The sequence below is a fragment of the Vibrio sp. bablab_jr001 genome (genome assembly GCF_016464285.1).
Taxonomy (GTDB): Bacteria; Pseudomonadota; Gammaproteobacteria; order Enterobacterales; family Vibrionaceae; genus Vibrio; species Vibrio fluvialis.
Genome location: NZ_JACDWZ010000046.1, coordinates 469,750 through 493,142, shown reverse-complemented (window position 1 = coordinate 493,142; position 23,393 = coordinate 469,750). Strand labels below are relative to the sequence as shown.

Annotated in this window: 19 protein-coding genes; 11 read left to right on the top strand and 8 right to left on the bottom strand. The window is 51.6% G+C overall.

The annotated features are described in order from the left end of the window. Positions 1-15 precede the first annotated feature (15 nt). The 3 genes from uxuA to JIG40_RS09555 form a co-directional block, all read right to left on the bottom strand. The gene (gene uxuA, locus JIG40_RS09565; protein WP_158152226.1) at positions 16-1,203 is read right to left on the bottom strand and encodes a mannonate dehydratase; all 1,188 of its coding nucleotides are present in this window, start codon (positions 1,201-1,203) and stop codon (positions 16-18) included. 66 nt (positions 1,204-1,269) lie between these two features. After that, a complete protein-coding gene (locus JIG40_RS09560) occupies positions 1,270-2,040 on the bottom strand; it encodes an FCD domain-containing protein (RefSeq protein WP_020329187.1) in 771 nt (256 codons plus the stop codon). Positions 2,041-2,146: 106 nt separating this feature from the next. Next, the gene (locus JIG40_RS09555) at positions 2,147-3,103 is read right to left on the bottom strand and encodes a TRAP transporter substrate-binding protein (RefSeq protein ID WP_244662659.1); all 957 of its coding nucleotides are present in this window, start codon (positions 3,101-3,103) and stop codon (positions 2,147-2,149) included. 345 nt (positions 3,104-3,448) lie between these two features. Here JIG40_RS09555 and JIG40_RS09550 point away from each other — a divergent pair, with 345 nt between their 5' ends. The 7 genes from JIG40_RS09550 to JIG40_RS09520 are packed head-to-tail and all read left to right on the top strand — an operon-like array spanning position 3,449 to position 12,217. Beyond that, the gene (locus JIG40_RS09550; RefSeq protein ID WP_206769358.1) at positions 3,449-3,976 is read left to right on the top strand and encodes a TRAP transporter small permease; all 528 of its coding nucleotides are present in this window, start codon (positions 3,449-3,451) and stop codon (positions 3,974-3,976) included. Between the two features lie 11 nt (positions 3,977-3,987). Beyond that, positions 3,988-5,289, top strand: coding sequence for a TRAP transporter large permease (locus JIG40_RS09545; protein WP_020329184.1), 1,302 nt, complete (start codon positions 3,988-3,990; stop codon positions 5,287-5,289). 56 nt (positions 5,290-5,345) lie between these two features. Continuing rightward, positions 5,346-7,721 (top strand): glycoside hydrolase family 31 protein, encoded by a 2,376-nt coding sequence (locus JIG40_RS09540; RefSeq protein WP_024374296.1) that lies wholly within the window; start codon positions 5,346-5,348, stop codon positions 7,719-7,721. A gap of 12 nt (positions 7,722-7,733) precedes the next feature. Next, positions 7,734-9,197, top strand: a complete 1,464-nt coding sequence (locus JIG40_RS09535) for a fructuronate reductase (protein ID WP_199465238.1) — start codon at positions 7,734-7,736, stop codon at positions 9,195-9,197. A gap of 11 nt (positions 9,198-9,208) precedes the next feature. After that, positions 9,209-10,621, top strand: a complete 1,413-nt coding sequence (gene uxaC, locus JIG40_RS09530) for a glucuronate isomerase (RefSeq protein WP_143682486.1) — start codon at positions 9,209-9,211, stop codon at positions 10,619-10,621. Positions 10,622-10,624: 3 nt separating this feature from the next. Further along, on the top strand, positions 10,625-11,581 hold the full coding sequence (locus JIG40_RS09525) for a sugar kinase (RefSeq protein ID WP_199465237.1): 957 nt from the start codon (positions 10,625-10,627) through the stop codon (positions 11,579-11,581). Between the two features lie 9 nt (positions 11,582-11,590). Beyond that, the gene (locus JIG40_RS09520; RefSeq protein ID WP_020329179.1) at positions 11,591-12,217 is read left to right on the top strand and encodes a bifunctional 4-hydroxy-2-oxoglutarate aldolase/2-dehydro-3-deoxy-phosphogluconate aldolase; all 627 of its coding nucleotides are present in this window, start codon (positions 11,591-11,593) and stop codon (positions 12,215-12,217) included. A 96-nt stretch (positions 12,218-12,313) separates the two neighbouring features. Here JIG40_RS09520 and cydB read toward each other — a convergent pair whose 3' ends face one another. The 3 genes from cydB to JIG40_RS09505 form a co-directional block, all read right to left on the bottom strand. Further along, positions 12,314-13,330: a cytochrome d ubiquinol oxidase subunit II gene (gene cydB, locus JIG40_RS09515; RefSeq protein WP_199465236.1), complete on the bottom strand. Its 1,017-nt coding sequence runs from the start codon at positions 13,328-13,330 to the stop codon at positions 12,314-12,316. Positions 13,331-13,341: 11 nt separating this feature from the next. Next, positions 13,342-14,706, bottom strand: a complete 1,365-nt coding sequence (locus JIG40_RS09510; RefSeq protein ID WP_199465235.1) for a cytochrome ubiquinol oxidase subunit I — start codon at positions 14,704-14,706, stop codon at positions 13,342-13,344. 85 nt (positions 14,707-14,791) lie between these two features. After that, on the bottom strand, positions 14,792-17,116 hold the full coding sequence (locus tag JIG40_RS09505) for an FdhF/YdeP family oxidoreductase (RefSeq protein WP_199465234.1): 2,325 nt from the start codon (positions 17,114-17,116) through the stop codon (positions 14,792-14,794). Positions 17,117-17,855: 739 nt separating this feature from the next. Between JIG40_RS09505 and JIG40_RS09500 the strand changes: the two genes are divergently transcribed. From JIG40_RS09500 to fdhD, 3 genes are all read left to right on the top strand, one after another. Then, positions 17,856-18,755, top strand: coding sequence for a bestrophin family protein (locus JIG40_RS09500; RefSeq protein WP_199465233.1), 900 nt, complete (start codon positions 17,856-17,858; stop codon positions 18,753-18,755). 188 nt (positions 18,756-18,943) lie between these two features. Beyond that, a complete protein-coding gene (locus JIG40_RS09495) occupies positions 18,944-19,846 on the top strand; it encodes a LysR family transcriptional regulator (RefSeq protein WP_044363684.1) in 903 nt (300 codons plus the stop codon). Between the two features lie 14 nt (positions 19,847-19,860). Further along, positions 19,861-20,721: a formate dehydrogenase accessory sulfurtransferase FdhD gene (fdhD, locus tag JIG40_RS09490; RefSeq protein WP_047460510.1), complete on the top strand. Its 861-nt coding sequence runs from the start codon at positions 19,861-19,863 to the stop codon at positions 20,719-20,721. A gap of 259 nt (positions 20,722-20,980) precedes the next feature. On the opposite strand, the gene JIG40_RS09485 is transcribed toward fdhD, so the two are convergent. Further along, positions 20,981-21,130 carry a DUF2474 domain-containing protein gene (locus tag JIG40_RS09485; RefSeq protein ID WP_004726923.1) on the bottom strand — a complete coding sequence of 50 codons (150 nt, stop codon included), beginning with the start codon at positions 21,128-21,130 and terminating at the stop codon, positions 20,981-20,983. A 204-nt stretch (positions 21,131-21,334) separates the two neighbouring features. Then, the gene (locus JIG40_RS09480; RefSeq protein ID WP_158152236.1) at positions 21,335-22,246 is read right to left on the bottom strand and encodes a LysR family transcriptional regulator; all 912 of its coding nucleotides are present in this window, start codon (positions 22,244-22,246) and stop codon (positions 21,335-21,337) included. 103 nt (positions 22,247-22,349) lie between these two features. On the opposite strand from JIG40_RS09480, the gene JIG40_RS09475 reads away from it, so the two are divergent. Then, on the top strand, positions 22,350-23,336 hold the full coding sequence (locus JIG40_RS09475) for an LLM class flavin-dependent oxidoreductase (RefSeq protein WP_024375381.1): 987 nt from the start codon (positions 22,350-22,352) through the stop codon (positions 23,334-23,336). The last annotated feature ends 57 nt before the right edge of the window (positions 23,337-23,393 follow it).

The window sequence follows — 23,393 nt, the reverse complement described above, 5'->3', positions numbered from 1 at the left end:
CTTTTTTAATGACATTTAATTGGTGTAAAAGGCACGTTTGAGCGCCAATTCGACCCCGCGGATCTCCGCCAGTCCTTTTAAGCGTCCAATGCACGAGTAGCCCGGATTGGTTTGCTTTTTCAGATCGTCAATCATCTGATGCCCATGATCAGGACGCATTGGAATGCGGCGTACGTTGCCTTGTTGTTCGCGGCGGTGCTCTTCTTTCAGCAACGCATTGATGACGTTATACATGTCGACATCACCGTCTAAGTGCGCCGCTTCATGGAAACTCATCGGGTTGCCTTCTTCACGCAAGGTCGAACGTAAATGCGTGAAGTAAATGCGATCGCCATACGTTTCAATCATGCGCACCAGATCGTTATCGCCACGCACACCATAAGAACCGGTACACATGGTAATACCGTTCATCATGCTTGGTACTGCCGTTGTCAGTGCTTCAATATCTTCAATCGTCGAGACAATACGCGGCAAGCCCAGAATCGGACGCGGTGGATCATCCGGATGTACCGCCAGCTTCAGGCCATACTGCTCGCAGGTTGGCATCAACTCTTGCAGGAACAGCACCATATGCTCGCGCAATTTGTCTTTATCGATACCCTGATAAGTATCCAGACGAGCCTGAAACTCTTCCAGCGTGTAACCTTCTTCCGCGCCAGGTAGGCCCGCAATAATGTTTGAGGTGAGTTTTTCGATTTGTGCCGAAGACATGCTTTCATAACAGGCTTTCGCTTGCAGCTGTTCCTGCTCAGTGTATTCGGCTTCGGCGCCCGGACGCTTGAGGATAAACAGTTCAAATGCAGCAAACTCAATCTGGTCAAAACGCAGCGCTTTCGAGCCATCTGCCAACTGGTATTCCAGATCAGTACGCGTCCAGTCCAACACTGGCATGAAGTTGTAGCACACCGTATCGATGCCGCACTCTGCCAGATTGATCAGCGATTGCTTGTAGTTTTCAATCCAACGCGCGAATTGGCCTGTGCGAGTCTTAATTTCTTCGTGTACAGGAACACTTTCTACCACCGACCAGTTGAAACCTTTCGCTTCAAGAATAGCTTTACGCTTGAGGATTTCCTCTTTGCTCCACACTTCCCCGTTCGGAATATGATGCAAAGCGGTTACAATTCCCGTCGCGCCTGCCTGTTTAATATCATCCAAAGACACAGGATCGCTTGGGCCATACCAACGCCAAGTTTGTTCCATAATAGTTTCCTAGTTATATATTGTTGAGCAACGTCGTATGACTGCTACAGCGATATATCCAAAGAATTAGCGAAACAGATAGCCATCAAAAGAAGGGTCATCCACATCGGATAATTTGAACAACGTCTGCTTAACATTTTCGATGTGCTGCCACATCGCTTTTCTTGCCCCTTCCGGGTCACGCTTTTGCAACGCCAAGAGGATTTTTTCGTGATCCTCTAACCATTGGTAACGGTAGGTGTTGCTGGTAATGCGTGAATGCAGTTGTTGCCACATTGGACTCTCTTCTCGTCGATTCCATAGGTCTTGGAGAATGTCACTCAGAACGCTATTTTGAGAGGCTTCAGCGATCGTTAAGTGGAACATACGATCGCATTCGTAATCTTCTTTATCACTCTCGAGATTAATTCTCTCTTGGTCCAAATAAGAACGAAGACGAGAAATATCATTTTTAGTGACATTAGAAGCAGAGAAACTAGCGATCTGACTTTCTAAAACCTGACGAGCTTGTAACAGTTCAAACGGACCAACATCGCTATTGCGATTTAACTCAGGATCCTGATCTTCGTTTAAAGAGCTCGGAAGTTTAATGACGTAAACTCCCGACCCTTTCCGTACTTCAACAAACCCTTGAAGTTCCAGCATGATAATGGCTTCGCGAACGACAGAGCGACTCACATCCAACTCTTCGGCGATTTCACGCTCGGGAGGTAATCTATCCCCGAGACCAAATTCACCAGATGCGATACGTTTCTGCAGCCCGAGGCCAATTTCCTGATAAAGACGTTTTGGATTAATCATGCCAACACTAACACTCAAGTTTGTCTGAATACCCATATGATCTCACTTAATTCACTACCGGTATTGTTTTGTACAGGTGCAACTATAATCGAACCCTAAATAATTGGTCAACCAATCTAAGGTCAACCTTTGATTTGGCTAACTAATTTGATGCCAATGCATCAAATTCCTTCACGTAATGCGCAATCGCTTCATTGTTCAGCGCTTCATCGTGCATCGGTTTTACGGCATCGATAAACGGTTGCTTCTCGACAGGTACAAATGCAACGCCCATGGCGGATTTTGCTTGCTCCTGCGCTTCAGCAATCATCTTGGTCCACAAATCTTTGTGATACAGCATCGATTCTTTTGCCGCTTTACGCACTGCCGTTTGTTGATCAGGAGTGAGTTTGTCCCACGATTTTTCGCTGATGACTAATACATCAGGAATCATGGTGTGTTCATCCATACTGAAATATTTCGCCACCTCGCCATGACGTGAGTTCGTCAACGCGGTTTCATTGTTCTCCGCTCCGTCCACCACACCTTGTTGCAGCGCGGTATACAGTTCACCGTAAGCCAAAGGTGTCGGTGCGCCACCCATTAACTTAATCATGTTGACCGCAGTCGGGCTCGGCTGAACCCGGATTTTCATCCCTTTAAGATCCGCCGGCGACTTAATCGGCTTTTGAGCGTAGAAACTGCGCGCACCACCGTCGTAATACGTTAAGCCAACAAAACCTTTACCCTTTGATGCATCGAGAATTTCATCACCCACTTTACCGGTTAAGGCGCGGTAAAAGTGGTCGCGGTCATGGAAGATATAAGGAATGTTGAACGCGCCGTAAGCCGGTTCAAACGACTCAAGCTCGCTGGCGTTGGATTTAGCAATATCCAGAGCACCATTTTGCAACAGTTCCATTGATTCGCGTTGCGTGCCCAGCTGTCCATTCGGGTAGATGCGAATTTTCACCTCTCCGTGGGTGTACTCTTTGACTTTGTCGGCCATGTATTGCATCGACTTGTGCACCGGGTGGTTGCGATCCTGGTTATGACTCAGTTTTAGAATAGTGGTAGCAGAGACAGAAAAAGAAATTGAAGCAGCAGCCACACATGCCATAGCGGCAGACAGTGTTTTTTTACTAAACCGCATAATGTTCTCCATTTAGAATTATGTTGTTTTCATGCGTTATCTTTCAGATCACTGGATGAGTACTGCATGTATTCCTATCTCATCTGCAGTAATTCCCTATTAACTTATCTGCCAAAGCAAACCAATTTCAACCAAAAACTTCAAATTGGTTGACCAATATCATAAAAACCACACCCAACTGTTCAGACCAAATATTAATGAGAGTTTGATCACAGGCCATTTTGTCTTCACATGCTCTAATCTCAACCGATTTTAAGGAAAACAACCTATCCCTACACACCTATAACAAAAATTGGTTTACCAGGAGTCATTATGGACAAGTTAATAGGCATCATTAATCGGGGGCTGTCGACGTTCTGCATCGTGTTATCCAGCTTTCTCGTTGCCTGCGTCGTCTGGCAAGTTTTTTCTCGGTACGTGCTCAATGCACCAAGCACCACCACCGATGAACTTGCCCGCTTCCTTTTTATATGGGTCGGCCTGATGGGCGCTGCCTATACCCTGGGGCAGAAACGCCACTTAGCGATTGAATTACTTGAACAAATGTTAGAGAACAAGCCTACAAAGCTTAGTGTTCTTCGCCTCGTCATCAACATCGTAAGCGTCATTTTTGCCAGCGTGATCATGATTTACGGCGGTGGGAAACTGATGCTGCAAATCCTCGCCAGTGGTCAGGTCTCTCCTGCTCTGAATCTGCAAATGGGGTACGTTTACTCCGCCATTCCTTTAAGTGGCGTGTTCATGCTGATCTACTTGTCAGCCGATTTTTTGACCAACCTGAGAACACTGAAGTGTGGAAAGCAGCGCAAAGTGGATTCTGTGGCTAACCAATTTAAATAGGAATTTTACTCATGGATTGGCAAATTATTATCGTTCTGTTTGGTACCTTCTTTGTTTTCCTGGGATTAGGGGTGCCGATTTCATTTGGTATCGCGATTTCTTCGTTGTTGACCGTGATGCTGTCGTTACCGTTTGACGCAGCCATTGCCGTGATTTCTCAAAAACTCGCATCTGGCCTTGATAGCTTCTCGCTGCTGGCAATTCCGTTTTTCATCCTCGCGGGCAATATCATGAATCAGGGTGGCATCGCGCTGCGATTGATCGAATTTGCGAAAGTGATTGGCGGCCAATTACCGGGATCACTGGCTCACGTTAACGTGCTGGCGAATATGATGTTCGGCGCAATTTCAGGGTCAGCAGTCGCCTCTGCAGCCGCAGTCGGCGGCACCATGTCTCCGCTGCAAAAGAAAGAAGGGTACGATCCGGCGTATTCCGCGGCGGTCAACATTACCTCTTGCCCGACAGGTTTACTTATCCCGCCCAGCAATACTTTTATTGTCTATTCACTGATTTCTGGCGGCACGTCAATTGGTGCGCTGTTTCTGGCCGGTTACATCCCGGGTTTGATCATGGGTTTGGGACTCATGATTGTCGCGGCGCTGATTGCCAAAAAACGTAACTACCCGGTTTCCGAAAAGCCAAGCCGTCAAATCGTTCTGCAAAAAACATTGGATGCGCTGCCAAGCCTTGGCCTGATTATCATCATCATGGGCGGTATTATCGGTGGTATTTTTACCGCAACAGAAGCGTCTGCCATTGCGGTCATCTATACCCTGCTTCTCGCGGTGGTGTTCTATCGTGAAGTGACCCTCAAGCAACTGCCTTCCATCATTCTGGAATCGGTGGTTACCACGTCGATTGTTCTGCTGCTGATCGGTGCCTCAATGGGCATGTCCTGGGCCATGGCGAATGCCGATATTCCTTACATGATCAGCGATGCGTTGATGAACGTGTCCGAAAATCCCATGGTCGTCATTCTGATCATCAACCTGATTCTGCTCATTGTGGGCGTCTTTATGGATATGACACCAGCCCTGCTGATCTTTACCCCTATCTTTTTGCCTATCGCGATGGATTTAGGGATGGATCCGGTTCACTTCGGCATCATGATGACCTTCAACCTGTGTATCGGTATCTGTACGCCGCCAGTGGGAAGCGCCCTGTTCATCGGCTGCTCTGTCGGCAAGGTGAAAATCGATAAAGTCATTAAACCTCTGCTGCCTTTCTACGCAGTGTTGGTGCTGGCGCTGATGCTCGTCACTTACGTTCCGGAGATCAGCCTGGCGCTGCCTCACGCCTTCCTTGGTTATTAATCTCGCTTGCATTCTCGGGGCGCACAGCTTGTGCGCTCCAATTTAAGGACTAAATAATGAAAACGCTCAAACATTGGGAATGGGATTCAGCTCAAGATAACGAAGTGATTCTTCGATGCGATTCGAAACACACGCTGCACATCTTCATCCTCGAAAAAGACATCTTTCGTGTGCTGGTAAAGAAAAATCAGCAGTTACGCCTTGATAGAACCTGGACTGTTTCGCCTTCAGCCGACGATATCGCATGGAACGGCCGAGAAAGAACCTCCACACAAGGCTATTCACTGCCTGACTATCAACTTACACGTTCAGATGATGAGATCGAAATTGCCACCGATCGTCTCAAACTGACCATCACTCAACCGTTGCAACTGCACTGGAGCCATTTCTCTGAGGGCGATTGGCAGCCGCTGGCTCACGATCGTAAAACGGGGGCGATTCAGTTAGCAACCGGCTCACAGGGCGTCGCGCACTTCATGCATCGCGGTGATGACGAGTATTACTTTGGTCTGGGTGAAAAAACAGGCAACCTGAACCGCGAAGGGCGCCGTTTTGAAATGCGTAACCTGGATGCGATGGGCTACAACGCCAGCTCAACCGACCCGCTCTATAAACACATTCCGTTCTACATCACACGCACGCCAAAAAACGTCAGCTATGGTCTGTTTTACGATAACCTGGCCAGTTGCTGGTTCGATTTGGGTAATGAGCTCGACAACTATCACATCAAATACCGCAGCTATCGCGCTGAAGATGGCGATCTTGATTTCTATTTCATTCTTGGTCCGAGCGTTCTTGAAGTGACCCGCGCATTCACCAAGTTAACTGGCGGCACCCTCTTCGGTCCGAAATGGAGCCTGGGTTACAGTGGTTCAACCATGCGCTATACCGATGAACCCAATTCTCAGGAATTGCTGGAGAGTTTTGTCGATCAATGTCAGGAGCATCAGATTCCCTGCGACTCTTTCCAACTGTCGTCCGGCTATACCTCCATCGGTGACAAGCGCTACGTGTTTAACTGGAACAGCGACAAAGTACCAAACCCGCAAGGCATGTCAGCGCATTTCCACCAGCACGGCATGAAACTGGCGGCTAACATCAAACCGTGTTTACTTCACGACCATCCGATGTATCAGGACGTCAAACAGCAAGGTCTGTTTATTCAGGATTCCGAAAGCGACACTCCTGAAATCTCGGTGTTCTGGGATGCAGACGGCTCGCACCTCGATTTCACCAATCCGAAAACCGTTGATTGGTGGAAGCATAATGTCACCACGCAGCTGCTTGAAAAGGGCATCGATGCAACCTGGAACGACAACAACGAATATGAGATCTGGGATCAAGACGCGCGCTGTTTCGGCTTCGGCAATCCGATTCCGGTGGGTTTGATCAGACCACTGCAGCCGCTGCTGATGATGAAAGCCTCGTACCATGCGCAACGTGAATTCGCGCCACACCTGCGCCCGTATCTGATTTCCCGCTCCGGCTGTCCGGGCATGAACCGATACGTACAAACCTGGAGTGGCGATAACCGTACCAACTGGACCAGCCTCAAATACAACATAAAAATGGGTCTGGGCATGAGTCTGTCCGGTCTTTATAACCTGGGTCATGACGTCGGTGGATTCTCTGGCGACAAGCCGGATCCTGAACTGTTCGTGCGCTGGGTTCAGAATGGCGTGATGCACCCACGCTTTACGATTCATTCGTGGAATGATGACGGCACCGTCAACGAACCATGGATGTATCCGGAAGTGACGCCGATTATTCGCAAGTCGATGGCCTTACGCTACCAGTTGATGCCTTATCTGTACGATGCGCTTTGGCAGGCACACCGCCATCACCAGCCGATGCTGCGTCCGACGTTTCTTGATCATGAACACGACGCCAATACCTGGTCAGAAAATGACGACTTTATGCTGGGCCAATCCCTGTTAGTGGCCTCTGTCGTTGAACCGGGTCAGCGCGAGCGCGAGGTCTATCTGCCGGATAACACCGCTGGCTGGTATGACTTTTACACTCATCAATGGTTTAGCGCGGGTCAAACCATCACGTTGCCGGCTGAACTGGAGACCCTTCCTCTGTTGGTCAAAGCCGGATGCGCGTTGCCACTCAATCGCGACGTCGGTGTGCAGAACACTCAGGACGATCACCAGCGTACTATTTTGCTCTTCCCTGCCCAGGGCGCGCACAGCTTTACTCAGACCATTTTCGATGACGACGGTGAAAGCTATGCCTATCAGGATGGTCAGTATCTGGAACTCGCGCTGTCAGTGACCAGCGATGCAAAGAACATTCATGTATCGCTGACTCAACGTGGTGACTTCAAACCCGATTACTCAAATATCGAGATTCGACTGCCACAAACAGAAACACGGCAACTGGTTATCAACGGTGAACTGGCCGGCCACTCTTATCGTTTTTCCATCTGAGAGCCTGACAAGATGAAGAATATTGCAAATACACCGCTCAACTCTGGCATCTCGCTGCCAGAGTATGACCGAAGCCGTCTGGTGACCCGAATCGTGCATTTAGGTTTTGGCGCCTTTCACCGCGCCCACCAAGGACTATTCACCCATGAGATGTTGGCGAAAACCGACAGCGATTGGGGCATTTGCGAAGTGAACCTATTTGGCGGAGAGTCGCTGATCCAGTCGCTGTGTAAACAGGATCATCTCTATTCTGTTGCCGAAAAAGGCGCAGAAAGTACCGAAGTTAAAGTGATTGGTTCGGTTACCGAGGCGATGCACCCGGCTAAAAATGGCATCCAAGCCATTCTGGAAAAAATGGCCGAACCTCAGGTCGCGATTGTTTCAATGACCATCACGGAAAAAGGCTATTGCACGGATCCGGCAACAGGCAAGCTGGATAAGAACAATCCGCTGGTTCAACAGGATTTGCTGACTCCACAACACCCCAAATCGGCGCTGGGTTATATCGTGCAGGCGCTGAAATTACGCCGCGAACGAGGTCTGCCACCGTTTACGGTCATGTCTTGCGACAACGTGCAGGAAAATGGCCATGTAGCCAAAGCGGCTATCCTTGAATTTGCGCAGTCTCTTGATGCTGAGTTGCGTGACTGGATTGAAACGCACGTGACGTTTCCCTGCACGATGGTGGATCGTATCGTGCCTGCCGCAACGCCAGAAACACTGAGCGACATTGCCTCCTTACTCGGCTGTGACGACCCATGCGCGATTGCCTGTGAGCCGTTTCGTCAGTGGGTGATCGAAGACAATTTTGTCGCAGGTCGCCCTGAGTGGAATGTCGCTGGCGCAGAGTTTGTCGCAGACGTTGTGCCCTACGAAGAGATGAAACTGAGAATGCTCAATGGCAGCCATTCATTCCTTGCGTATCTGGGCTATCTTGGTGGCTACGACCACATCTCTGACACCATGACTGATGCTGGCTATCGCAAAGCGGCATTCAACATGATGATGAAAGCGCAGGCGCCGTCTCTCACCATGCCAGCAGGCACAGACCTGCAAGCCTACGCCACGCTGCTGATTGAACGTTTTACCAATCCGAGCCTGAAACACCGTACGTGGCAAATCGCCATGGACGGCAGCCAGAAGATACCGCAACGCATGGGCGGCAGCCTGAAATACCATTTAGCCAATGGCACCGATTTCTCTTGGATTGCCACCGCGATCGCGGGCTGGATGCGCTACGTTTCAGGGATTGATGAAGCGGGCAGCGAGATTGATGTGCGTGATCCGATGGCAGAACAACTGCGCCGCATTTGTGATCAGCATGGTTTTCATGTCTCCGTGGTGCCAGCATTACTCGGCATCGAAGCCATCTTTCCGCGCGAGCTGGGACAGAACCCGCAGGTTATTGACGCGGTGAGCCGCGCCTATCAGTCACTATTGGATAACGGTGCCCGCGCGACAGTCGCGGCGCTATAAGGAGAGATACGATGAAAACCTTTATGTGCGAAGATTTTTTACTTTCCACGGAAACGGCTCGTCGCCTCTACCACGAGCACGCCAGCAAGCAGCCGATCTATGACTATCACTGTCATCTCAATCCGGCGGAAGTCGCAAGCGATCGCCGCTTCGAAAACCTGACGCAAATCTGGCTGGCTGGCGATCACTACAAGTGGCGCGGTATGCGCTCTGCCGGTGTGTCAGAATCCTTGATCACGGGTGATGCCAGCGACTATGACAAGTATCTTGCCTGGGCAAAGACCGTACCGCAAACGCTGGGTAACCCGCTGTATCACTGGACTCATCTGGAACTTCGTCGCCCCTTTGGCATTACTGGTACGCTGCTCAGTCCGCAGACCGCCGAAACCATTTGGCACCAGTGCAACGAACTGTTGGCCACTCCTGAGTTCTCGGCTCGCGGCATCATGCAACAGATGAATGTCGTGATGGCAGGTACGACCGACGATCCTACCGACACCCTTGAACATCACCACGCCATTGCGCAGGACGACAGTTTCAACATCGCCGTGTTGCCAAGCTGGCGCCCGGATCGAGCGTTTAAGATTGAACTCGATGGCTTTGCCGATTACCTGCAAAAACTGGGGCAATCAGCGGATATTGAGATTATCCGCTTTGGCGATTTGCTCAGCGCACTCGATAAACGTCTGGCGCACTTCGACGCGCACGGCTGCCGCGCTGCCGACCATGGGATTGAGATTGTGCGTTTTGCTCCTATTCCGACGGAACAGGAACTGGATGCCCTGCTCGCGCGCCGCCTCAGCGGTCAGACACCCAGCGAATTGGAATGCGCCCAGTTTTCAACCGCGGTGCAAGTCTGGCTTGGCCAGCGTTATGCTCAGCTAGGTTGGGTGATGCAGATGCACATTGGAGCCCAGCGCAACAACAACAGCCGCATGTTTGCGCTGCTTGGCGCCGACGCAGGGTTTGATTCCATCGGTGACCGTCCGTTTGCGTTTGAACTGGCGCACCTGTTGGATGAGATGGATAAATCGAACCAGTTGCCACGCACCATTTTGTACTGCCTCAACCCCAGAGATAACGAAATGATGGCGACTATGATCGGCAACTTCCAGGGTGGCGGCATTGCGGGCAAGGTGCAGTTTGGTTCGGGATGGTGGTTTAACGATCAGAAAGACGGCATGCAGCGCCAGATTGAGCAACTGTCTCAGCTTGGCCTGCTTAGCCAGTTTGTTGGCATGCTGACCGACTCACGCAGTTTTCTTTCCTACACGCGCCACGAATACTTTCGTCGCATTCTGTGCGACATCCTTGGCCGATGGGCAGAAAATGGCGAAGTGCCTAACGATTTGTCGCTACTCGGCCCGATGGTCGAAAACATCTGTTTCGGCAACGCCCAGCGTTATTTCGAAGTGAGGGGCTGAGCGATGAAACACATCGCCATCATCGGCGAATGCATGATTGAGCTGAACGGGAAACCGTTCGGCCCTATGCAGCAAACATTCGGCGGCGATACCCTCAACGCCGCGATTTACCTCTGCCGCGGCCGCGAAGCCAACGGGGCAACTCAGGATATTCGCGTCTCCTACGTTACCGCTTTGGGCAGCGACCCGCTCAGTCAGGGCATGATCCAGCGCTGGCAGCATGAAGGTATCGAGACGCAGTGGGTTCTGCGGGATGAACAACGAACACCGGGGTTGTACTTAATCCAACTCGATGAGCAGGGAGAGCGCACCTTTTTATACTGGCGCAATCAATCTGCCGCGCGCTATCTGATGCAACATGCCGATTTCGCGGCGATCAAGTGCGCTTTGTCGAAGGTGGACATGGTGTTTTTAAGCGGCATCACCCTCGCCATATTGCCAGAAAAGGATCGGATTGAACTGCTGCATCTGCTGGCACAGCTGCGTCAGCAAGGGGTGGAAATCGCCTTCGACAGCAATTTTCGCCCGGCTCTGTGGCCAAACGACCAACACGCGACCGTCAGATTCATCTACGAAGCCATGTATCAGATCACCGATCTCGCGCTGGTCACCTTTGATGACGAACAACTGTTATGGGGTGATGTCACGCCTTCACAAACGCTCAGTCGCCTGACCCAGCTCGGCGTAAACCGCTGTGTGGTCAAAAACGGAGCGCAAGGGTGTTCGGTTCAGGAGCGCAGCTCAGTCACTCACAGTGTCGCGACAACGCCCGTAGCCAACGTGGTTGACACCACCTCCGCTGGCGATTCGTTCAATGGCGGCTTTCTCTCCGCTTATTTGGCGGGTCACTCACTGGTTGACGCGTGCCAGCGTGGTAACCAACTTGCTGGCGTTGTCATTCAGCATCGCGGCGCGATTATCGACAAAGTACATACTCAGGCCGCTTTGCTGGCCCAATAAGGAACAACCATGTCTGACATTAAACAACAAATTAAAGCTCTTAAAATTATTCCTGTGATTGCTATCGACAACGCGGAGGACATTATTCCTCTGGGTAAAGTGCTGGTCGAAAACGGCCTGCCGGTGGCTGAAATTACGTTTCGCTCCGATGCAGCCGAAGAAGCGATTCGTTTGCTGCGTGAATCTCAACCGGAGATGTTAATTGGCGCGGGAACAGTGCTTAACCGCGCGCAAGTGATTGCCGCCAAAGAAGCCGGCGCCACGTTCATCGTTTCGCCCGGCTTTAACCCGAATACCGTGCGCGCCTGTCAGGAGCTGGGCATTGAGATCATCCCCGGCGTCAACAACCCAAGTGCCGTTGAAGCAGCGCTGGAAATGGGCCTGACCACCATGAAGTTTTTCCCGGCCGAGCCTTCTGGCGGCATCAGCATGGTGAAATCTCTGCTTGCGCCTTATACCGATCTGGAGCTGATGCCAACCGGCGGCATCAAACCGTCCAACGTGAATGACTATCTGGCGATCCCGCGCGTCATTGCTTGCGGCGGTACCTGGATGGTCGAAAAGTCGCTGATCGAAAACGGGGAATGGGAAGAACTGGCGCGCCTGACCCGCGAAGCCGTTGCTCTGACGCGCTAATCCATCAATCCAGCTCTTCAAGCCAGAAGAGCATTCTCCGCACTCACGCCAAAAGGGCTTCAGTCATCTGAAGCCCTTTTTATTGGCGGGATGGTGTTAGTGATACGCCTCGCCCACCTGCACTTTGCCGCGAAAGACGTAGTAACCCCAAGCGGTGTACGCCAGAATCGCGGGCAGGATAAACAGCACGCCTATCAACGCAAACAGTTGGCTGGAAAGCGGTGACGCCGCCTGCCAGAAGTCAACCGATGGCGGAATGATGGTCGGCCAGATGCTGATCATCAGGCTCACATAGCCGAGTGCAATCAAAAACAGCGTGGCAACAAACGGTTTGTAAGAGTGGCGTTTGCGCAGATTACGCAGAATCAGCGCCACGGCAATCACCGCCAACACTTCCACTGACGCCGTAAAGACCCAGTGATGACCGCTCAGCCACAAGTCAGCCAGGTGCGGGTTTAACCACGCGGTCCACACCGCCACCATCGCAATCATCACGATCAACGCGTAAGTCAGCGGGCGACTGTAGTGGCGCATTTTGCTCTCCAGCATGCCGTCGGTTTTCATCAGCAACCAGGTACTGCCCAGCAGCGCGTAGGTCAGAGTCAAACCCAACCCACACAGCAGTGGAAACGGCGCCAACCAGTCAAAATCACCCCCGGCAAACTGACGGTTCACCACCGGAATGCCCGCGACGTAAGTGCCCAGCGCGACGCCTTGGAAAAACGCCGCCATGATCGAGCCACCGATGAACGCTTTATCCCACCAGTGACGAGATTTGGCTGACGCTTTAAAGCGAAACTCAAATGCGACGCCACGGAAAATCAGCCCCGCTAATACCAGCACCAGCGGCAGATACAGCGCTTCCAGAATGACGGAATACGCCAGCGGGAATGCGGCGTACAACGTCGCACCGCCAAACACCAGCCAGGTTTCGTTGCCATCCCACACTGGCGCGACCGTGTTCATCATCACATCACGCTCTTTCGGGTCGGAGATGAACGGAAAAAGAATGCCTAAGCCTAAGTCAAAGCCATCGAGAATCACGTACAGCAGCAAGCCAAACGCGATGATCACGGCCCAAATCACGGATAAATCGATACCTTGAATGGTCATGTTGTGCTCCTTTATTTCGCCAGACTGAGCGGGTCATCGCTCACGCGTTCTTGCTCAACCGCTGTCGGGCCTTTGCCCACCAGACGCATCATGTAAGTGATCCCGACGGTAAACACCGAGAAGTAAATGATGACAAACAGCGCCAGCGTGATACTCATCTGCAATACATCATGGTTCGACGCCGCATCGCGGGTGCGCATCATGCCGTACACCACCCATGGCTGACGGCCGATCTCCGTCGTGAACCAGCCCGCCAGCAGCGCAATCAGTCCCGATGGCCCCATCAGCAGGACAAAGCGATGGAACAGTTTGGTGTCGTAAAGTTTGCCTTTGCGACGCAGCCACAACGCAGTCAGGGCAGACAGAATCATCAACATGCCAAGGCCAGCCATCACGCGGAAACTCCAGAACACGATGGTTGAATTGGGTCGGTCTTCTTTCGCAAAGCTTTTCAGCGCCGGGATCTGTTTCTCCAGACTGTGGGTCAGAATTAAGCTGCCCAGATACGGCACTTCAAGGCTGAAGCGGGTTTTCTCCGCGTCCATATCCGGAATCCCGAACAGGATCAACGGCGTCGCTTCGCCCGGTTTGTTTTCCCAGTGCCCTTCAATCGCCGCAATTTTCGCGGGTTGATGCTCAAGCGTATTTAAACCGTGTGCATCGCCCACCACCGCTTGCAGTGGTGCCACCAGCAGAATCATCCACATAGCCATGGAGAACATTTTTTTCACTTCAGCATTCTTGCGACCGCGCAGTAAATGCCAGGCCGCTGAAGCGGCAACAAAGAATGCCGTCGACAGGAAGGCAGCCAATGCCATGTGCGCCAGTCGGTAAGGGAATGACGGGTTGAACACGATTTTAAACCAGTCGACAGGCACCACGCGGCCATCCACAATTTCAATGCCTTGCGGAGTCTGCATCCAACTGTTGGACGACAGGATCCAGAACGTTGAAATCAACGTCCCGATCGCCACCATCACCGTGGCAAAGAAGTGCATGCGGCGGCTGACTTTGTGCCAGCCAAACAGCATGACACCCAAAAATCCGGCTTCGAGGAAAAAGGCCGTCAGCACTTCGTAGGTCAGAAGCGGGCCGGTGACACTGCCGGCGAAATCAGAAAAGCGTGCCCAGTTGGTGCCAAATTCGTACGACATCACCAAGCCGGACACCACGCCCATGCCAAAGTTAACGGCGAAAATTTTGCACCAGAAGTGATAGAGGTTTTTGTACACCGGATTGCCGGTTTTCATCCAGCGCCATTCCAGCACCGCGAGAAAACTGGCCAGCCCAATGGTGATCGCCGGAAAAATAATGTGAAACGACACCGTGAACGCAAACTGAATGCGCGCCAGGTCGAGAGCCTCTAAATGAAACATACCAGAATCCTTAATCTTTCAGAGGTCGCTGGCCCTGCCGCACAACACAAGGCAGGGCCAATGAGATAAACAGAAGTAAACCGAATTACAGTGCAGTGGTTGGAATCACGCTGCTTGGTTTGGCTTTTTCCAGTTTGATGGCCACAAACTTGGAGGTCGGCGTAAAGGTGCGATCGCCATAGCTGTCGAGCGGTACCAGCGGATTGGTTTCCGGGTAATACGCCGCGGCCTGCCCGGTTGGCATGTCATACGCCACCAGTTCAAAACCGCTAACACGGCGCTCCAACCCGTCGTCCCACAAGGTCACCAAGTCCACTTTATCGCCCGGTCCATAGCCCAGACGACGAATGTCCTCTGCGTTGACGAACACCACATCGCGCATGCCAAACACGCCGCGATAACGGTCATCCAGCCCATACAACGTGGTGTTGTACTGATCGTGAGAACGCAGGGTTTGCAGGATCAGATCCGGCGCATCGCCGCGTTGAATCACGTTTTCGTTCACCAATTGATCCGGCAGTGCTGGCGCAGCAAACTGCGCTTTCCCGCTGGCGGTATTCCACTCACGACGGGCCGCCGTATTGCCCAGGTAGAAACCGCCCGGATGCTGCAAACGCTGGTTAAAGTTTTCAAACCCGGGAATGGTGTCAGCAATCAAATCACGAATGTGACTGTAATCAGCAATCGCCCAGTCCCAGTCGATCGGGAAATTACCCAGTGCCGCTTTGGCAATCCCCGCCAGAATCGCAGGCTCAGAACGCAGAGATGGCGAGCGCGCTTTGAGCTGACCATAGGAGAGGTGCACCATGCTGAAGGTATCTTCAACCGTTACGCCCTGCGGGCCGTTGGCCTGAATATCGATTTCAGTACGGCCAAGGCATGGCAGGATCAACGCATCGCGACCAGTCACCAGATGTGAACGGTTCAGTTTGGTGGCGATGTGCACGGTCAGCTCACAATTGCGCAGCGCATCATGAGTACGTGGTGTATCCGGCGTCGCTTGCGCAAAGTTACCACCAAGGCCGATAAACACTTTGGCGCGCTTCTCTTCCATCGCCTTAATGGCAAGCACAGCGTTATGACCATGTTCGCGAGGCACTTTGAATTGGAAACGTTTTTCCAGCGCATCCAACAGAAACTCCGGCGGCTGTTCATCAATCCCCATCGTGCGGTCACCCTGCACGTTACTGTGACCACGCACCGGCGACAGCCCAGCACCCGGTTTGCCGACGTTCCCGCGCAGCAGTTGCAAATTCACCACTTCCTGAATAGTCGGCACGGAGTGGCGGTGCTGAGTCAGCCCCATCGCCCAGCACATCACCACGCGTTCAGCACGGCGATACATGCGCGCCAGCACTTCGATTTCATCAAGTCCCAAACCCGATTGCTGAGTGATGTGTTTCCACGAGGTGCGATCGACAACGTTTAAGTAAGCATCCACGCCTGTTGTGTGCTCTCGAATAAAATCGTGGTCGAAAACCGGCGCTTCACCCAATGCTTGCGCTTCGCGCTCCCATTGCAGCAGAAACTTCGCCATACCGCGGAACACGGCCATATCACCACCCAAAGCGGGGCGGAAATAAGCACTGCTGGTCGGCTCCGAGCCGTTGCTCAACATTTCAATCGGGTGTTGTGGGTGTTGGAAGCGTTCCAAACCGCGTTCTTTGAGCGGGTTCAGACAGATCACTTGTGCGCCGCGTTTGACTGCTTCACGCAAAGGTTCAAGCATACGCGGGTGGTTGGTCCCTGGGTTCTGGCCGATGACAAAAATCGCATCCGCCAATTCCAAATCTTTAAATACCACCGTCCCTTTGCCGACCCCGATGGTGTCGGACATGCCAATCCCACTGGCTTCGTGGCACATGTTTGAACAGTCAGGGAAGTTATTGGTGCCAAACGCTCGCACAAACAGTTGATAAATGTACGCCGCCTCATTGCTGGCACGACCAGAGGTGTAAAATTCCGCTTCGTCCGGTGACGCCAGCGCGTTGAGGTGGCGTCCGACCATCGCAAACGCATCGTCCCAGGAGATTTCGACGTAGTGATCGGTTTCAGAATCATAACGCATCGGATGACTCAGGCGGCCCTGATATTCCAGCCAGTAATCGGTTTGTTTCGCCAGTTCCGAAACGCTGTATTTGGCAAAGAAATCCGGATCCACAAGACGGCTGGTGGATTCCCAGTTGACGGCTTTTGCGCCGTTTTCGCAGAAATTCACCATCCCGTTTTCAGGCGATTCGCCCCACGCACATCCCGGACAGTCGAAGCCGCCGTTCTGGTTGGTTTTCAACATCGCTCTCAGGTTACGAAACGCATTCTCACTGCCTAACCAGCTTTTGGTGACCGCTTTGAGCGCGCCCCAGCCTGCTGCAGGTCCGGGATACTCTTTAATGTGTTCCTTTTGGTTCATGACGACACTCCTCTCTAGGAATTTCAATGAACGATGCGTTATTTACCGGTGAGCGATGGCAAATATTATTTCGACCATTTGTGCTTATATTTATGCACAAATATGCACGAGATAAATAAGGTTCATTGAGTTGTAATTAAACACAACCAACGATATTTTTTGGTCGTGACTTTTATTTTCCTAGAGCGTAAATCGTATTTTTACGACCGTCCAATTGAACTTATTGAATTAATCATCGACGAAATCTATCACTCAGATAAAGCAGAGATAACCACACAAAAAGTAATTTATTGATTCATTCTTAAATGAAGGCAGACGTTATTTTTAATCTCGACTCACGCTCCAGACGCATACATTTCTAATAAGCACACCGATGCATTTGTTCGAGTAACTCACTCTAAATTCGGCACTTATTTTTACTTCAAGCACTGAACCGACCATGGGTTGCGCGTGATAGAAACGCTCTATCACGCGATAAAAACAACTGATTTGACCCGGGGTGTTTTCGATCTTATTCTTGATTCAGATCAAGAAACATGCAGATTTTAATCACAACCGAGTCCGTTTTTGTCAATGTGCTGAATCAGACCTGTCGAGAAATAGTGCTTTTAAAAAGCATGTCAGATGCCATTAAACCGTCATCATCAATAGGATTAAAATAGAATATTATCGCCATTAAACACTTCAACAATAATATTCTACTTAAAGTAACGTTAAAACTATTACTCATGGAAAAATCATGATCGTTCATCCTAAACCTAATTTAACGAATATTTTATTTTCATTAAAAGGTTCCATTGCAAAACGTATTGCTAAACGCAGTTTTATGATCACCGCTCTGGCGTCATTAATTGTGTTAGTGGAAGGGATGTTGCCGACATTTTTTACCCATATGAATGCCACTCCGTTTACTTTGTTGGGTATTTCGCTGTCCATCTTTATGAGTTTTCGTAACAATGCCTGCTACTCACGTTGGTGGGAAGGTCGTCAGGCGTGGGGACACGTGATTACCGAAGTGCGCTCATTTACTCGCGCCAGTGAAGTGATTGACGATGAAGCGTTGCGTACGTCGCTGTTAAAAGAGCTGTGCGGTTTTACCCACGCGTTGGCGGCTCGGCTGCGCAACGAAGACGAGTATCAGGCTGCGAAAGACTGGCTCAGTCAAGGGGCAGAGGCATACGGACACAACGTCAGCGACGGAATTTTGCGCCATATCAGTCGCGGCTATTCCAAGCTCGCCAAAGCAGGCAGCATCAGTGAGTGGCGCTATGTGATGCTGGAAGAGCGGTTGCAACGCCTGTCGGAGGCACAAGCGACATGTGAACGCATTAAAAGCACGCCACTGCCCTTTCCGTACACCTTGCTCTTTCACCGTACCAACTACATTTTCTGTTTGTTGTTGCCGTTTGCGATGGCAGAACCGCTGGGCTGGATTGCGCCGATTTTTACCACCATCGTCAGCTACACCTTTTTTGGTTTAGATGCGATTGGGGACGAACTGGAAGATCCCTTTGGTCGTGATGAAAACGATCTGCCAATGGATGCGCTGGTCAGAATTATTGAACGTGACGTTTTGGACGCGCTCAACGTGGCGGAGCTGCCACCGATTTTGCAACCGGTTGATTATGTGCTCAACTAGTCGCAACGTATGACCACCCCAACGGCTTTGGCGCAGCGGACACCGCTGCCACTTCAAGTCAGGCGGGTATAAGATAATAAGTACTGAGCACACTCAGTCTGTCAGTCTCAACACAAGTGGCCAAATAACAATACGAGCACGACAACGTGCCGCCCAAGTAAAAAACACTGGCCGCTTAAGGAAGCATTATGGACATTAAGCAATTGAAATATCTCATTGCGCTCGACGAAACCCAACACTTTGGGCAAGCCGCTGCAATGTGTCACATCACGCAGCCCACCTTGTCGATGCGCATTCGCAATCTGGAAGATGAGCTGCAACTGACCCTGATTAACCGCGGTCAGCGTTTTGAAGGGTTTACTGAGGCGGGCGACCGCATTCTGGCCTGGGCGCGCAGCGTGCTCGCTGCCCACGATGGATTACAGGCAGAAGCAGCCAATTGCCGCGGCCAGTTGGTGGGCAGCCTTCGTTTTGGCATGGTGCCGCTGGCGAGCCTAAACCCAATGGCGCTGCTCGAACCGCTGTCAAAACGCTACCCTGAACTGCGGTATCAGTTGTGCTCGGTGACGTCTGAACAGGTGATTGACGGCCTCAACCGCAATCAGTTGGATTTGGGCTTGTGCTATCTCGATCAGGTCGATACCACCCATTTTGAAGTGATTGAACTGGCGGCTACCAGCATGGGGCTGCTGCACGATACCCGTCATTTCGGATTTGCTGACACGCAAATGGATTGGGAAAGCCTCGGCCATATTCCGCTGGGTTTGCTGACCAAAGGGATGCATTACCGCCAGTCGATTGACATGAGCTTTAGCAGCAAGGGGATTGAGCCACATATTCAGGTGGAGAGTGATTCCACCTTTCAATTACTGCAAGCGGTCCATGCCGGGTTGTGCTGCGCCATCATGCCACTGAACAGCGGTATGGAGACCATGAACGAGCACCTGCGCATGATTCCGATTGCACAGGCCGAAGTGCATTCACGCATCGGCTTACTGATGCGCAAAACCGAACCGCGCTCCGCGTTGGCTGAGCGTTGCTTTGCCAAAGCACAGAAAATTTTTGCTGCCGACCACAACGTGTCGGATTAAACCGGGAGATCACCATGACGTGCACTGTGACTCAACTGACCGAACTGGCTGAAGCGAATTTCGCGCCGCCCGCCCCTGATCAATATGGCTATGTTGAAATGAATGCCGAACACACCCAAGGCGTCAATGCGCTGGCCAGTGAAACGGCGTTGTCGATCAGCTACAACGGCATCAGCCACGCTGTCATGATGGTGACGCCCGGCAATCTTGAAGATTTCGTCAAAGGATTCAGCATCAGCAGCGGCATCGTCGAGGCTGCCAGCGAAATCCACGACGTGCAATTGAGCATGGGGGCGGAGTCTCATCATGCCGCCGTCGACATCGCCAATCGCGCCTTCTGGTCGCTGAAAACCCAGCGTCGCCAACTGGCCGGCACCAGCGGTTGTGGCATTTGTGGTGTGGAAGCGCTGGATCAAGCGCTGCCATCATTAACGCCGCTGTCTCCTGTTGCACCGCCGAACCCGGTTCTGTTCAACGGATTGCGCGATCGTATTCAACAAGCACAGGTTCTGGCCCGTCATAGTGGCGCGTTGCACGCGGCTTTGTATGCCAACGAACGAGGCGACATTACACTATGCCGCGAAGATATTGGCCGCCACAACGCATTGGATAAATTGATTGGTGCGATGGTCAATGACAAAGTGAATCCACAACACGGCTTTGTGGTGATGACCAGTCGCTGCAGCCTGGAACTGATTCACAAAGCGGTGCGCGCCAAAATTGCCACCTTAGTGACTTTGTCGGCGCCAACGGCGCTGACTGTGCAGTGGGCACGTCGCCATCATCTGAACCTGATTCACCTGCCAAAAGGCAGCGCACCGCGCTTATACAGCCCGGCCCCGGTCAGCAACAATATTGTCGATCTGCACCGTTAATTTCTACTGCGAAGACTACGTGCTCCACGATTATTTTCACTTTCTCGATAATTGATACCCCAGTCACCTTGAGTCACAAGGGTATTTTTACGTTGTTCCTCTTCGCAACGACCTGAGATAAATCATTCCTTTTCCGACGGAATGATTTATCTCTTTTTTTTACCCTGACGACCGATAATAAAAAAGCGAACAACGTCATCGTCATTCGCCTTATTTCTTCTCGCACAATTGAAACATTAAGATCTCGTTTGCCAACGATTCAGTGGCTACTCATCCCAGCAGCAGACATCAGGGCACGAAAGCCCATGGCGACAACGCCCAGCGTCAGCACACTGCCCGTCCAGATGGCGCCCATCCACAGCAGGTCCATCGCCGTTGAACGCGGTTTCTCTTTCAAATGATGATTCATGAACGACTCCCAATAATAGATTCACCAACGGAAAGTTATTTCCGTCAGCCGAATCAATACAGACTTGATTCATCCATATTAATCCTCGCGTCACTTGGGTCAAATCAGTTTAATAAATAGACTCATCGATACCATCAATCATTAAAAATAATGCGTTGAACCATCGATAAATTTATTCATTTTTCATCACGAACGTCTGACGAATTAATCGAATTGGCCTTGCTGCGCGAACGCTACCAACTCATCAATCACAAAGCGGACTTTAGGCAATAAATGGCGGTTCTTCGGCCATACGGCGTGAATCGGCGATGAACCTGCACAATGGCCCGGCAAGACCTCCTGCAATCGGCCCGCTTGCAAATCGTCACGAATCAGCCACAGCGGCAACTGCGAAATTCCGCAACCCGCGATCACGGCTTCACGTATCGCGTCGCCGTCACTGAATTCATGGGTCGCTGGCGGCTTAAAACGCACAGTTTCGCCGTCGCAGTTTTTCACCACCCACGAGAGCGGCTGATTCTGCTTTAAACTCACCACGCAGTCATGATTTTTCAGATCATCAAAACTGGATGGCACGCCGCGGCGCGCCACATAATCCGGCGCAGCACACATCACCATTTTTTGTACCGTCAGATGACGCGCAACCAGCCCGCTGCTTTCCTGCAGGTCACCAATGCGCACCACCACATCCAGCCCTTCTTCGACGATATCAACAAAGCGCTCGTTGAACGTCACCGCCAGCGACAGTTCCGGATACTGCGCGCTCATGGTCAATAGCAAAGGCAGCACCTTTTTGCGCCCGAATGCCGCAGGAAGATCAATCCGCAGCTTGCCCGATGGCTTGTCGACTTTGGCTTGCAACAGCGCTTCAGCGCACTCAAGCTGACCCAGAATATCGAGGCAACTTTTGAGGTACGCTTCCCCTTCCGGCGTCAGTGTCAGTTGGCGCGTGGAACGATGCAGCAGCTTGACGCCAAGGCGCTCTTCCAAGCGCGACACGCTTTTCGCCACCGCGGATTTAGTCAGGTTGAGCCGCTCGGCAGCGGCAGTGAACGTTTTGTGCTGAGCGGTGCAGACAAACGCTGTGATGCCGCTGAAATGATCGTCTTTACGCATAATTGTAGAACTGAATTCAACATAGAATCGATTTGAAGGCAGTTTATCTTAGTTAAAGAAACAGGCATAGTCTCACCATTACTGATAACAAGAATGAGTCGTCATGCCTTTACCTCCGTTTTCGATTCTGGATTTGGCTCCGGTTTCAGAAGGTTCTGATTTCCATCAGACATTTAAACAGTCCGTTTCGTTGGCTCAACACGCCGAAAAGCTTGGCTATCAACGTTTCTGGATGGCCGAACACCACAACATGCCAGACATCGCCAGCGCCGCGACTGCTGTGCTGCTCAGCCACATTGGCGCGCAAACCGACACCATTCGCCTGGGTTCCGGCGGCATTATGCTGCCCAACCATGCGCCGCTGATTATTTCTGAACAATTCGGCACGCTGGACGCCTTGTATCCGGGCCGGATTGATTTGGGACTTGGCCGTGCACCGGGCACCGATTACCCGACGATGCATGCACTGCGCCGCGATCCTGAGCGAATGGATCCTGATTTTGATGAACTGCTGGAAGAGCTGCAGTTTTTTATGGGGCCGATTTCTGATAACCAGCCGGTCCGTTCGTTCCCGGGAAACAATGCCAAGGTGCCTTTGTGGCTATTGGGGTCAAGCACTTACAGCGCGCGCCTTGCCGGTATTAAGGGACTGCCTTTTGCTTTTGCGGCTCACTTTGCACCGGATGCGATGCTGCGTGCGCTGGAGATTTATCGCGAACACTTCCGCCCGTCGGAGCAACTCGATAAACCTTACGCCATGATTGGGGTGAACATCATTGTGGCGGAAACCGACCGTCAGGCGCAGTATCTGGGTACGACGGAAAAACAGAAGTTTCTCAAGATGATTCGTGGTGGGCGCGACAAGCTGCCGCCACCAGTGATGAGCATGGATCCACTGTGGCTGCCCCACGAACAGCGTCAGGTGGAAAGTCAACTGAGGGAATCGATTCACGGCAGTCCGGACACGGTGCGTCGCCGCATTGAAGAGCTGGTTGAACGCACAGGCGCTGATGAGATCATGGTCAACGCGATGATTTATGATCATCAGGAGAAGCTGCGTTCTTACGAACTGCTGGCGGAATTGCGCTAAACGCTTCTGGCACACCCCGTGTCAGGGGAGTCAGCATTCAACGTCAAAAGCCGTGTG